The organism is Methylomonas sp. BW4-1, from assembly GCF_052474385.1.
In genome coordinates, this window is record NZ_CP184125.1 from 4,925,550 (window position 1) to 4,938,679 (window position 13,130).

Annotated in this window: 10 protein-coding genes; all 10 read left to right on the top strand. The window is 52.7% G+C overall.

Features of this window, described 5'->3' with window-relative positions:
• The first annotated feature begins 140 nt into the window (after nucleotides 1–140).
• The 10 genes from ACH5Y9_RS22795 to ACH5Y9_RS22840 all read left to right on the top strand — a co-directional run bounded on the left by ACH5Y9_RS22795 (nucleotide 141) and on the right by ACH5Y9_RS22840 (nucleotide 13,039).
• A protein-coding gene (locus ACH5Y9_RS22795) for an IS5 family transposase (RefSeq protein ID WP_445367692.1) occupies nucleotides 141–1,138 on the top strand; the annotation gives its coding sequence in 2 pieces (ribosomal slippage) (nucleotides 141–825 and nucleotides 825–1,138; 999 coding nt in all).
• A gap of 231 nt (nucleotides 1,139–1,369) precedes the next feature.
• Nucleotides 1,370–1,678 (top strand): hypothetical protein, encoded by a 309-nt coding sequence (locus ACH5Y9_RS22800; RefSeq protein WP_415879297.1) that lies wholly within the window; start codon nucleotides 1,370–1,372, stop codon nucleotides 1,676–1,678.
• Nucleotides 1,679–1,748: 70 nt separating this feature from the next.
• Nucleotides 1,749–2,342 (top strand): DUF6931 family protein, encoded by a 594-nt coding sequence (locus ACH5Y9_RS22805; RefSeq protein WP_033159211.1) that lies wholly within the window; start codon nucleotides 1,749–1,751, stop codon nucleotides 2,340–2,342.
• Nucleotides 2,343–2,397: 55 nt separating this feature from the next.
• Nucleotides 2,398–2,646 (top strand): PAAR domain-containing protein, encoded by a 249-nt coding sequence (locus ACH5Y9_RS22810; RefSeq protein WP_445367693.1) that lies wholly within the window; start codon nucleotides 2,398–2,400, stop codon nucleotides 2,644–2,646.
• A 46-nt stretch (nucleotides 2,647–2,692) separates the two neighbouring features.
• Entirely contained in the window at nucleotides 2,693–4,645 is a 1,953-nt protein-coding gene (locus ACH5Y9_RS22815; protein WP_445367694.1) for a type VI secretion system Vgr family protein, read from the top strand.
• Between the two features lie 151 nt (nucleotides 4,646–4,796).
• Nucleotides 4,797–9,182 (top strand): RHS repeat-associated core domain-containing protein, encoded by a 4,386-nt coding sequence (locus tag ACH5Y9_RS22820; protein WP_445367695.1) that lies wholly within the window; start codon nucleotides 4,797–4,799, stop codon nucleotides 9,180–9,182.
• Nucleotides 9,183–9,184: 2 nt separating this feature from the next.
• Nucleotides 9,185–10,039, top strand: a complete 855-nt coding sequence (locus ACH5Y9_RS22825; RefSeq protein WP_445367696.1) for a hypothetical protein — start codon at nucleotides 9,185–9,187, stop codon at nucleotides 10,037–10,039.
• A 439-nt stretch (nucleotides 10,040–10,478) separates the two neighbouring features.
• Nucleotides 10,479–11,825 (top strand): IS5 family transposase, encoded by a 1,347-nt coding sequence (locus tag ACH5Y9_RS22830; RefSeq protein WP_445367458.1) that lies wholly within the window; start codon nucleotides 10,479–10,481, stop codon nucleotides 11,823–11,825.
• Nucleotides 11,826–11,903: 78 nt separating this feature from the next.
• Nucleotides 11,904–12,614 carry an RHS repeat-associated core domain-containing protein gene (locus ACH5Y9_RS22835; protein ID WP_445367697.1) on the top strand — a complete coding sequence of 237 codons (711 nt, stop codon included), beginning with the start codon at nucleotides 11,904–11,906 and terminating at the stop codon, nucleotides 12,612–12,614.
• 11 nt (nucleotides 12,615–12,625) lie between these two features.
• The gene (locus ACH5Y9_RS22840) at nucleotides 12,626–13,039 is read left to right on the top strand and encodes an SMI1/KNR4 family protein (protein ID WP_445367698.1); all 414 of its coding nucleotides are present in this window, start codon (nucleotides 12,626–12,628) and stop codon (nucleotides 13,037–13,039) included.
• Nucleotides 13,040–13,130 lie beyond the last annotated feature (91 nt).

Here is a 13,130-nt window from a genome sequence, read left to right on the forward strand (position 1 = left end):
AGCTTTGAATTGCCGGCTGGGTCAAGGTTTGTGCAAGATACTCGAGATAGTCAGCACTATTTGTTAAGGAACCTCTGATTAATTCCGCATAGCGGCAAGCGGTATAATGCTCCATCGAAATCGCATTAGAGACGACGCGCATGAACGAACCCCAACAACTCAGCTTTGCTGATGCTGAATACGCCAACAAAGGCAAAATCACCCGGCGCGAGAAGTTTCTCGACCAACTCGAAGGCTTATTGCCATGGGCGGTCATGCTGGCAGTGATTGCGCCGCATTATGCGCCAGGCAACGGGCGGGGGCGAAAACCGTTTCCGTTGGTTGCCATGCTGCATGTGCATGTGGCACAGATTGTTTACAACTACTCGGATCCGGGCATGGAAGAGGCGTTGTACGAAATAGAATCGCTACGGCGCTTTTGCGGTATTCGCCTGGCAGCGGTGCCGGATGAAAGCACCATTTTGCAGTTTCGGCATTTATTGGAAGCGCACGGTTTAAGCGAACAGATCTTCGTAGCTATCAACCAAACGCTGGGGGAGCGCGGGCTGTTTTTAAGAGCCGGCACCATTGTTGACGCCAGCCTGATTGCCGCGCCGACCTCGACCAAAAACCAAGACAAAGCGCGTGACCCAGAGATGCATTCGAGCAAGAAAGGCAATCAATGGTTTTTCGGCAGCAAATTCCACATCGGTGTCGATAGCGAAACCGGCTTGGTGCATACCTTGAAAGTCACCTCAGGCAACGTCAGTGACATTGCCGAAGCCGCGTCGTTACTGCACGGTGAGGAACAATTTGTACACGGCGATGCCGGGTATCAAGGCCTGGCAAACGTCCTGAGATGCCCAGCGAAAACACCCCTGTCTGCGTGATAGCCATGCGTCCGGGCAAATTGGCTAAGTTAACGCAAGACGAATGCGAGCATGCTCAGTTACTGCGCCAAGCTGCCCGCGAACTGGCCCGTCGCCGCGCCAAGGTCGAACACGTGTTCCGGGATATTAAAATTCGTTTCGGTTACGCCAAGAATCGGTACCGGGGCTTGGCCAAAAATGCGGCGCGTTTGGCCTTCCTGACGGCGATTGCCAACGTGCTGCGCGGTGACGCTTATGAACGTCGGAGCCTGATTGCGTCCGAAATTTGAAAATGAGCCCGAAAACGGGCTGATTTGCGAGGAAAAGCCACTTTTTTGATAATAAAACGGTCGAATATTGAAATTTTTGACTCACTTTGACAGTAACTGACGCTCAAAATGGTTGTTTTTCAGAGGTTCCTTAACAGTTACCGAGCGTATGACCATCGACGCCTTAGTGGCAAAATTATTGATGATTGCCGATAGAATGGCAGTATATCCGCATGTGGAAAGGTTCTTGAAATGATTGCCTACAAGTATCCTGAGGAAAAAGAAATACTCATGCACTATGCTCATAAACTACAAGCAAATAGCATCATCGAGATTATTGACAAAGGATATGTAAAAAACGCCAACGAGGCCAAACAGCTGACGGCGTTTTTCTGGCAGATGGTCGACGAGTCGATTAAAGATGCTGAGCAAGGAGTGGATGCCGCGGTTCATCGCGATCTTCAAGCCTATGATGAGTACATCATGAACACACTAAGATCTTATCTGGTTAACGCCGGATATGAAAAAGAATGGAGTGACGAAGATGAGTCTGTGCAGTGAGAGAAACGGCATAATAAGCTGAACGGTTTCTCGATTTATATTTGAAAGGTGAACGGAAAGTGGGGAATACATGGCTGGCGCAGTATCATTAACTAAAGTATCGATACCTAAAGCCTCGGCGATTTGCCAGGATATTCAACTGGATCAGCAGGCAACTGCAGGTCTACTTGCCGACCCTGCGCCGGTTGATTTTTTGAATAAATTGCTCGAACAGCAACTTTATCCCGATGCCGTGCGTTTTATGGCCAGAGCGTTACCCAAGCGCGAAGCGACCTGGTGGGCCTGCCTATCTGCGCGCAGTGTGGTGAGTCCGCAAACGCCCCCTGAAGTCGTTAAAGCGCTTGATGCCGCAGAGTTGTGGGTATTTAAGCCAACCGAGCCTAATCGCCGGGCCGCCAACGCTGCCGCTCACAGCGCATCCTTCGAAAATCCTGCTGCATGGGCAGCCATGGCCGCGTTTTGGAGTGATGGCAGTATGGCGCCGGAAGACGCACCATCGGTTCCGCCCGCGGATAATCTGACTGCCAAAGCCGTGGCTGGGGCGGTAATGTTGGCGGCGGTATTGACTCAGCCGGAAAAGGCTTATGAGAAATACCAATTTTTTATCGATCAGGCTATTGATATTGCCAACGGCGGTAACGGCCGACTTTGGCAGGCCGCTTAAGGAGATTACGATGGGACAGCCGGCTGCACGTATAACTGACATGCATGTTTGTCCAATGTTTACGGGACCGGTCCCGCATGTCGGTGGCCCGATTTTGCCTCCTGGTGCGCCCACGGTAATGATAGGCAAAATGCCGGCCGCACGCGCTACCGACATGGCGACATGCGTCGGGCCGCCAGATACCATCGCAAAAGGGTCGGCAACCGTGATGATAGCCAACATGCCGGCCGCCAGGATGGGTGATATGTGCGCCCATGGCGGCACCATTATCCTCGGTTACCCTACGGTACTGATCGGTGGCTGACGCCGGCTTTATCTCAAAATTATCGTTTTAGCGTTAGGATTTCACCATGCCACTTTCTCAAGAATCTCGCACCGCTTCGGTGGTGACAGCCGCCGGTGCGGATACCTTTGTGCTGTATCGGATGACTGGTAAAGAACAATTGAGCAGTTTGTTCGAGTACGAGTTGGAATTGCTGAGCGAGAACGGCGATATTGATCTGCAAACGGTGTTGGGCACCAGCATTACCGTCAAATTGCAACTGGATAACGGTGCGCTACGCCCGTTCAACGGCATTGTCACGCAGATTAACCAATTTGGTATGCTCGGCGACCTGTATTTCTACCGAGCTATTGTGCATCCGAAAGTGTGGTTACTAACGCAAGCCAGCAACTGTCGCGTTTTATCGCCGGCGCCGGCAACCAAAAATGTACCGGACATGGTTAAGGCTGTCCTCGCCGAGCATGGTTATACCGACGTAACGACAAAGTTTTCCACCACCTACCAGCCCCGCGATTTTTGCGTACAGTATCGGGAGACCGACTTCAATTTTATTAGCCGGCTGCTCGAAGAAGAAGGTATCTACTATTACTTCACGCATACCGACAGCATTCATTCGCTGGTGTTGTGCGACGACATTACCAAGTTGGCGGCAGCGACACCGGCCACGGTCAAATACTACCCTGCCGCAAACCAGGGCGGGCGCGACGAGGAGCATTTTTATGAATGGCGGCTTGGACGGCAAATTCGTTCCGGTAGTTACCGCTTAAAGGATTTCGATTTCGAGGCGACAACCGCGCCTTTGGACAAAGTCAAAGATTTGCCTGGCGAACATGCTCAAGCCAGCAAAACCGTCTACGACTATCCGGGGGAGTTCAAAGTAGACAGCGAGGGTGAGCGATACTCGCGCCTGCGCATGGAAGAGCTACGCGCGGAGCACGAGCAAACCGTTGCGCTCGGCAATGTGCGCACGCTGGCGGTAGGACAAAAATTCACCTTGTCGGAATTTCCGCGTGCCGATCAAAACCGTGAATATCTGACGGTATCCACCCAATTCCAGATTCAAAACAACGACTACGGTATCGCCGAAGCAGGTGGCATGGACGAGTTTCAATGTACCTATTCCGTTATCAGTACCGAATACGCCTACCGTCCGCCGCGGCGTACCCGTGTGCCGGTAGTGCAGGGTGTGCAAACCGCCATAGTCGTCGGCGGCAGCGGTGACGAAATCCTGACCGATCAATATGGCCGGGTTAAGGTGCAATTTCACTGGGATCGGCTTGGCACAAAAAATGAAAATAGCTCATTTTGGGTGCGGGTTGCGCAGATTTGGGCCGGCAATAACTGGGGATCGATGTTTATTCCGCGCGTCGGCCAGGAAGTGATCGTCGATTTTCTGGAAGGCAATCCGGATAATCCCATCATCACCGGGCGCGTGTATAACGCCCAACAAATGCCGCCGTATGCTTTGGATGCCAACAAAACCCAAAGCGGGATTAAAACCCGCAGCACGCCAAATGGGGCCGCTGAAAATTTCAACGAAATTCGCTTCGAAGACAAGAAAGGTAGCGAAGAGCTCTACATGCACGCCGAGAAAAACTTTACGCGCATTGTTGAAAACAACGACGTGCAAAAAATCGGCTTTGAGAAAAAAGATGCCGGCGACCAAACCGTGGACATCTACAATCACCGCACCATCACGCTGGACCAAGGCAACGACAAATTGACGGTCAAGACCGGCAATCACACCGTGGAAATCGACAAAGGCAACGACAGTTTGACCGTCACCCAAGGGAACCGGACCGTCAAAGTCAACGCCGGCAGCATTTCCGAAGAAGCCGGGCAGTCCATAGAGCTTAAAGTGGGCTCCAACAGCATTAAAATCGACAATAGTGGCGTCACGATCAAAGGCATGACCGTTAAAATCCAGGCAGACACCCAGGCCGAATTGAAGGGCTTGCAGACCACGGTGAGTGGCGATGGCATGCTGACCCTTAAAGGCGGGATGGTGATGATCAACTGATGATCATTTTTCCGCCGCGCGAAACCAACCGGACAGAGTAAGGATAATGCTGGAATACTACAGGGATAAGGGACGCCGGGCCGGCGTCGAGCTGGGTCGCGATGACAATGCGTCCATCCAGACTACAGCGTGTGCCTGGATGGAGTTATAGATGGCCGGATGGAAAGATCCCAGGCCAACGGGCTCCGAGATCCGGCCGCGCAACATCGATGCCGGCACGACGATCCGCGATGCTACGCCACGGCCGACACCCATAGGCGTATTACCCGGACAACCGGCCAAGGCAGCACCGCGCATAGTAGCGACTCGTAGCGGTTTACCTACATTAAAGCCCGGCTCGCAAGGTGCTGAGGTTCGGCAGTTGCAAGGCTTACTTAACGCCTGTCTTAGTCCATCGCCAAACTTGGTCCTTGATGGGCGGTTTGCTCAGGCTACCGCGAATGCCGTGAGCCAGTATCAACAAAGCGTCGGCATTAACGCTGACGGTATTGTCGGTAAAGACACCTGGTTTTATCTGCTGAAGGGGGATAAAGCGAAAGTCGCAGCGCCGATGCCTCCACCGCCACCCGCAACTGCCAGTAGTAGCGCGGTCCAATCGGCTCCCGCACCTAATATGTCTATGCCGATACCGGTGGAAACGGTGGGGAGCTGGACGCTGGAGCGCAAATTCTCCGAAGCCTTGCGTTTAACCGCACCCAAACTGCCCGGCAGTATGCGCCGCGAGTTTGAAGCGCTGCTCAGTCCGGAAAGCTTGGCGATCATGGCCGCAACATTGGTTATTTGGGCTGGCGCCCACGTGTTTGGCGTTGGCGAAATCGTCGATATTCTGATGCTGGTCGGCGGCATCCTGATGTTTGGGCTCGCGGTATTTGGCGTCGCCCGCGACCTGGGCGAATTTTTGGCGATCACCGCCACTGCCGGAAACGAACAAGATCTAGACGAAGCTGCCACGCATCTGGCGGACGCCATCGCGGTGATCGGCGTTGCGGCCTTCGTCGCGCTGTTGGCAAAAGTGCGTTCTTTACGCGGAAAAAAAGGCTTGGCCCGCGAATCGGGAGCCGCCTCGGAAGCGGTAACGCCATCGCAAGCAACTGGCAAATCGGCATCCGGTAAAGCGCCGGCTCGTGCGGGTGCGGCGGCGGAGGGGGAAGCTGCAGGTCCCGCAACTTCCAGTAAACCCGCCGAACCGGTTGGCAGCCAATGCGTCACTAAAGGCTGCCCAATCAGCATGGTGACCGGCGAGGAAATGCTTGAAAAGGTGGATTTTACCTGGGACGGACCGCTGCCTTTGGAATGGCGGCGTTTCTATCGAAGCGGCCAGTCCGACATCGACCGGCAACTGGGTTACGGGTGGCTGACGCCGCTGGACGAATGGCTGGAGATCGGCGAGGCCGTCACCTTTTGTAATGCCGACGGCCAGCGTGTCGAATTGCCGTTACCGAAGCCGGGCGCTCATAGCATTAATATATCCGAACAACTGCGCTTGTATCGGGAAAACGGCCAGTATCGCATCGTCGATCCTAGCGGCTTAGCAAGAACCTTTACCGGTCGGTCTGGCCGTTGCCCTCTGCGGGCCTGGCACAACAGCCAAGGCCAAAGCCTGTATTTTCACCGCGACGCCAACGGCGACGTCGAACGCATCTCCGCCAGCTGGAACAAGCATTTGCTGGTTGAACGGCAAGGCCGGCGCATCGTTTCTATTCGTCCCGGCAAGCGTAGCGGAAGCGGATTCGAAGCGGCCGGCGAGCCGCTGGTAAATTATCTTTATAGCGAAGAAGGCGATTTAATCGGTGCTCGCGACCGGCTTGAGCAAGGCGAAAGCTATGCCTATCGCAACCATGTCATCGCCCTCCGCACCCTGCCCACCGGCTTTAACTTTTACTTCGAATGGGATCAAGACACGCCGCAAGGCAAATGCCTGCACAACTGGGGTGATAACGGTGTTTACGACTACCGCTTCGAATGGTTGCCGGACGGCGTCAGCCATGCCATCGATTCGCGCGGCGGCGTCGCGGTGTATCATCACGATCCGCAAGGTTTGTTGCTCCTGGAGCGCAGCCCGGAAGGCCGCGAAATCCGCCACAGCTACAACGCCGACAATCAACTGGCGCAAACCGTGGCACCGGACGGCGGCGTCACCCGCTTTAACTACGATAAAGAAGGCCGCCTGATCGGCGTGTCCGATGCGCTGGGTTTTAGCCAGCGCGTCAAATACGACAAACAAGGCCGGCCGGTCGAACTGATCGATGCGCTGGATCAGCGCTGGCTGCGCCGCTACGACGCAGGCGGCCGTCTGGAAGAAACCGTCGCCGCCAACGGCGCGGTCACCCAATACCAATACAACGCCCAAGGCGTGCCGGTGCGCATCACCGATGCACTGGGCCGGACTCGCTCGCTGTTGTGGGACGAACAGTTGCGGCTGGTCGGCGAGATCGGCTTCGACGGCATCAAGACCCGCTACCAATACGACGATGATGATCGTATCGTCACCATCGTCGATCAAGACAAACGCACCACCCGTTACGGCTACGACGCGGCCGGCCGCGTTATCGCGGTGCAACACGCGGACGGCAGCACCGTGCAACTGCGCTACAACGCCGCCGGTTTATTGACCCATTACATCGATGGCCTGGGCCACACCACCGAATACCGCTACGACGACGGCCTGTCCCAACCCACCGCCCGCATCGATCCGCTGGGCCACACCACCGAATACCGCTACGACAGCGAACGCAACCTGATCGGCCTGATCAACCCGAAAGGCGAAACCTACAGCCTTAACTACGACCGCGACGAAAATCTCATCGAAGAAATCGGCTTCGACGGCCGTATCCAACGCTACCGCTACAACGCCGGCGGTGCGCTGGAAGCCTACCTGCAACCCGGCGCCGACGGCGATTGGAGCGTCACCCGCTTCGAACGCGACCGTCTCGGCCGCTTGCTGAAAAAGCATGCCGCCGACGGCAGCCTGAGCCAATACGGCTACGATCCTCTGGGCCGTTTGCAACTGGCCAAAAATGCTGATAGCACCGTTATCCTCGGTTACAACGCCCTGGGCCAGATCAACCAGGAAAACCAGAACGGCGCCATCGTCCGCCACAAATACGACCTGCTGGGCCGGCGCATTCAAACCGAGACTCCAGACCGGCATCGCATCGACTACCTATTTGGCGAGCGTTATCTGGATAGCATCGCATTCGACGGTCAAACCCTCACCAGCCACCGCTACGACGATCTGGGCCGGGAAATCGGCCGCAGTCAAGGCCAACTTAACACCGACTACGACTACGATCCGCTGGGCCGCCTATTGCGGCAGCGCGTCGCCGGCAAGGGCCAGGCGCCGCTGATCGGTCGCCAGTACAGCTACGATACGGCCGGCAAGCTCCGCGAACTGGACGACCTGCGCCAGGGCCGCAGCCAATACCACTACGATCCCGCCGCCCGCCTGATCCGCAGCGAAGGCCTCAGTCCGGAAAGTTTCGTCCACGACCCGGCCGGCAACCTGCTGGGCGCCAGCGCGGAGGGTGGCCGCGTCGAAGGCGACCGCTTGCTGATGATGGGCGACCGCCACTACAGCTACGACGCCGCCGGCAACCTGATCGAAGAAAAACGCGGCAAGGCCGGCCACATCGTCACCCGCTACCAATACGACGCCGACAATCGCCTGATCCGCGCCGAAACACCGCAAGGAATCAGCGAATACCGCTACGACGCGCTGGGCCGGCGTATCGCCAAGAACACCGCGCAAGGCGAAACCCGCTTTCAATACGACGGCCCGCGCCTGCTCACAGAAACCGATATCCAGCGCAGCCGCACCTATTTATTCGAACCCGGTAGTTTCCGGCCCTTGGCGTTGCACGAACAAGACAACACCCAAGCCAGCGGCAGCACCTACCACTACCACCTGGACCATCTCGGCACGCCTCGGGAGCTGACCGATACCGATGGCAGAATCGTCTGGTCCGCCCGCTACCGTGCCTACGGCAACCTGGCCCTGGCCGACGTCGAAGCCATCGACAACCCGCTGCGCTTTCAAGGCCAGTATTACGACCAAGAAACCGGTTTGCACTACAACCTGAATCGGTACTACGATCCGAATGCGGGGCGGTTTATTCATCAGGATCCGATTGGGGTAGATGGAGGAGTTAATCTTTACCAATACGTAAATAATCCCGTCAATTGGATTGATCCCTGGGGGTTAACAGGAACCTATATTTTTACCGATGGAACGACATCTTATATAGGTAAAGGTCCGATAAATAGAATGCAGACCTCTATGGGCGAAAGGATTGGAGGGGCTAGTAATGCCACCCAATCGGCTCATATGGATTTTGGTTCCGATGATATGGGGTTCATGGTCGAACATAAGATGATGGAGAAATATGACGCAAGAAATTCGCCTGATTTTGCGAACAGCCCAAATAGAAGTTCTCCAGGGAAGAAGTTGTACGAAGCTGCTGATCCAGAAACGAAGGCGAAAGTAGATGCGCATGCAGATGCATTAGATCGCAAGTATAAAAAATCCGGAGACTGTTAATAATGAATTCGAATAAATTTCGTTTCAACGAGAATACAAAAGAATTGGAGATTGATCCCAGATATATTAACGATGGGGCGGCTTTTGCGGAGCAGAATAAATATACCGCTATCAGAATGCTTGAGTTAAACGAGAAAAATGGAGGTGGCTGCGATTTGGATTTAACACCTCTTTTAGGAAATAAATCCATATGTTCATTATCGATAGCAGATAATTTTAAGGTTTTAAAGGCGAACATTGATGCGATATACACTATGGAAAACTTGAGCAAGTTGTCGTTTCAGGATAAGAAAATAAAGCCGGATTTCTCAAAATTATCTCAGTTGAAAGTGCTGTATATAAAATACAATGCGGATCTTTCGGGATTTTCGTACTTAAAAAACTTAACACACCTGCTGATAACCTCGTTGAGTGTCAAGGATTGCTCTTTTCTCGAAGGGCTTAATTCTTTGAAAGAATTGCGATTAAGCGGAGGAAGCGTAGAGTCGATGTCTGGTATCGAGAAGCTTACAAGTCTAGTTGATGTGAAAATTGATCATTGTTCCAAGTTGAATGACATTTCTTCCTTGGGCAAATTAAACAGTTTGACGACACTGCATGTGGAAAAATGCAAACTTTTGAATGACTTTTCTTTCCTATCAAATAATAAATCTATTGAAAATTTATTTGTATCGGACCTGGATTCTATTTCATTCGTTGCAAGTATGGAACGGATCAAGTCGCTACGATTTTGGAATTTGAAGGACGGTGATATTAGCCCTGTTCTAAAAACGAAGTCTTTGATAAGCGTAGATTTCTATCCAGATAAAAAACATTACAGTCATACTAAAGCCGAGATAAAGTCATTGATGGGTTAACGCGATTTAGCCTGAGTACATACGATTAGCGACAACGCAATTGTACATAAGGAAAAATATTGGCTCGCAGCCCTGTCTTGAATCAAAAAGCGTCGCTCGCTTACGGCCGGCCAAATCGTCACCCGCTACCAATACGATAGCGATAACCGCCTGGTTCGCGCCGAAACGCCGAATGGCACGACGCAATACCGCTACGACGCCCTGGGCCGGCGCATCGCCAAGCACACCGCGCAAGGCGAAACCCGCTTTCAATACGACGGCCCGCGTCTGCTGGCAGAAACCGATAGCCAGCGCAGCCGCACCTACCTAGTCGCCCCTGAAAAGTCATAAAATCAACACTAACACATTGAATTACATTGGATATTTAATAAAAAAGCCGGGTAATAATTGCAAGAAACGGGTAAAATAGATATTAATTTCTTGCAAATTTTTATTCAAAATGAAGCCAAAATCCCAAGAAACGAGCGGACAAATCGATTTATTCAACACGCCGCTGGCCGACCTGTTAAATCCAAAACACGAACTTTACCAACTGGCTCATCTGATCGACTGGAAAGTCCTGGATGACGCCTTTGGCGAGTTTTTCACAGAGAATCAAGGGGCGCACGCCTTGCCCACGCGACTGATTGCTGGACTTCATTACCTTAAACATGCGTTTGCCCGTTCCGACGAAGCGGTCGTGGCGCAATGGCTGGAAAATCCCTATTGGCAATATTTTTGTGGCGCAGAGTACTTCCAACACCAGATGCCTTGTCACCCCACCTCGCTGACCTATTGGCGGAAGCGGATCGGTGAAGCCGGTTGCGAGTGGATGTTAATGGTGACCATTCAAGCAGGTGTCGACAGTCAGACCGTGAAAAAACAGGATTTTGAATCGGTGACGGTCGATAGCACGGTTCAAGAAAAAGCCATCACGTATCCAACCGATGGCAAATTGTACGAACGCTGCCGCCAGCATCTGGTGCGTTTAGCCGAGCAGCATGAGATTCCGTTGCGGCAAAACTATAACCGCAAGGCTCCGTATTTGCTGCTAATGGCCAACCGCTACCATCATGCCAAGCACATGAAGCGCAAACGCAAAATGCTCAAACAACTGAAAACCCTGGTGGGTCGGGTTTACCGTGACATTGAGCGCCAATTGGACAATCAATCCGACGCTGTCAAAGGGGCGTTCAAAGAAACGCTGGAGAAAACCCAACGGATTTTGAATCAGCAACCGCAGGATAAAAACAAACTGTACAGTTTTCACGCCCCGGAAGTGGAATGCATTGCCAAAGGCAAGGTCCACAAAAAATATGAGTTCGGCGTTAAAGTGGGTATCACCGTCACCAACAAAAGCAATTTCGTGCTGGGTGCACGTAGCTTTCCCGGCAATCCCTATGATGGTCACACCCTGGAATCCTGTCTGGAACAGGCGGAAATTCTAAGCGGCACACGCGCCAAAGAAGCGTTTGTGGACTTGGGTTATCGTGGGGTCGAGGTACCCGGGGTCACGATTTACAAAGCCCGGCAAAAACGCGGCGTGGATACCCGACGACTCAAACGGGCCCTGAAACGTCGCAACGCCATCGAGCCGATCATCGGCCACTTGAAGAACGACGGATTATTGGGGCGCAACTACCTGAAAGGCGAACTGGGCGATGCATTGCATGCCATCCTGTGCGGTGCCGGCCACAACATCCGTTTGATCCTCAGGCGGTTGAGGATTTTTTGGCCTCATGTTTGGCAGTCGCTGTCTCGGCTTTGGGGCGCATTTTCATCCGAACCATTTTTATCGTTCGCCTGAGGGGCGTCGCTCCTGAAAAATTTCGGCTTTTTCAGGGACGACTACCTATTCGAACCCGGTAGCTTCCGGCCCTTGGCGTTGCACGAACAAGACAACACCCAAGCCAACGGCGCCACCTACCACTACCACCTGGACCATCTCGGCACGCCCAGGGAGTTGACCGATACTGATGGCAGAATCGTCTGGTCCGCCCGCTACCGCGCCTACGGCAACCTGGCCCTGGCGGATGTCGAAGTCATCGACAACCCGCTACGTTTTCAAGGCCAGTATTACGACCAAGAAACCGGTTTGCATTACAACCTGAATCGGTACTACGATCCGAATGCGGGGCGGTTTATTCATCAGGATCCGATTGGGTTGGCAGGCGGAGCTAACGTTTACCGATATGTGCCTAATCCGATCAACTGGATTGATCCGATCGGGCTGGATCCGCTTGAAACCCTAGCCGAGCGAGGTTTTTCAGGAGTAACCAAAACCGCTGGCGGGGGGCTGGATTATTCTGCGAGCAATGCGCTTTATACTAAGCCAGGGGTGAATCCAATACAGGAGATAACTTATTCTGGAGATTACATTCTTGATTTTGAGGCAGCTAGCCAGCAAGCTTTGGGCCAGAAATCTACGCCAAAGGGGTATGTCTGGCATCATTTGGACGATTATAATCCGCAAACTAATAAGGGAACGATGCAGCTTGTGAAGAGAGAGGCTCACCTTGGCATACCCCATTCAGGTGGGGTGGCGCAATATCAAAAGACTACGGGCGAAAAATATACATTTCCTTGTCGAGGATAGTGGTTATATAGATGATGCAATTTAGCGACACTGAAAGAGCTATTTCTGAAGAAGAGTTTTCTAAGTTTGAATCAAGTTTTTCAAGAAAACTGCCTTCTTCATTGAAGGCTCACTATTTGAGAAACAACGGAGGATTTCCGGATTCGAATTATGTGAAGGGAAGCAAACACGTATTTTCAATTGATGGATTTATCCCTATTAAATATGGAATCCTACCTATCGAGAGTTTAGTTCGGGATATGCGGGCACCTGAGCCCGTTGGTTGCTTTGTGCCTTTCGCCAATGATGCTGGTGGCAACATATTTTACATATCACTGCTGGATGATGACTATGAACGTGTTTATCTTTTTACCGCAGATACAGCCGAGAAGATATACGTATGCGGCTCCTTTGATGAGTTTATAGCCGCTCTTTATGACGACTGACTTATATTGCAAAAAGTTATATGTTGAAAACTCAAGTAGATAATACAAACTACTGTTGGCTTCAGCGTAATCTTAGGCCTGGAAGTGCGCT

Bases quoted from the DNA above. Each gene is read 5' to 3' on its own strand.
- ACH5Y9_RS22815 (WP_445367694.1), top strand. From the start codon at position 2,693: ATGCCACTTTCTCAAGAATCTCGCACCGCTTCGGTGGTGACAGCCGCC.
- ACH5Y9_RS22830 (WP_445367458.1), top strand. From the start codon at position 10,479: ATGAAGCCAAAATCCCAAGAAACGAGCGGACAAATCGATTTATTCAAC.
- ACH5Y9_RS22800 (WP_415879297.1), top strand. From the start codon at position 1,370: ATGATTGCCTACAAGTATCCTGAGGAAAAAGAAATACTCATGCACTAT.
- ACH5Y9_RS22820 (WP_445367695.1), top strand. From the start codon at position 4,797: ATGGCCGGATGGAAAGATCCCAGGCCAACGGGCTCCGAGATCCGGCCG.
- ACH5Y9_RS22840 (WP_445367698.1), top strand. From the start codon at position 12,626: ATGATGCAATTTAGCGACACTGAAAGAGCTATTTCTGAAGAAGAGTTT.
- ACH5Y9_RS22810 (WP_445367693.1), top strand. From the start codon at position 2,398: ATGTTTACGGGACCGGTCCCGCATGTCGGTGGCCCGATTTTGCCTCCT.
- ACH5Y9_RS22805 (WP_033159211.1), top strand. From the start codon at position 1,749: ATGGCTGGCGCAGTATCATTAACTAAAGTATCGATACCTAAAGCCTCG.
- ACH5Y9_RS22825 (WP_445367696.1), top strand. From the start codon at position 9,185: ATGAATTCGAATAAATTTCGTTTCAACGAGAATACAAAAGAATTGGAG.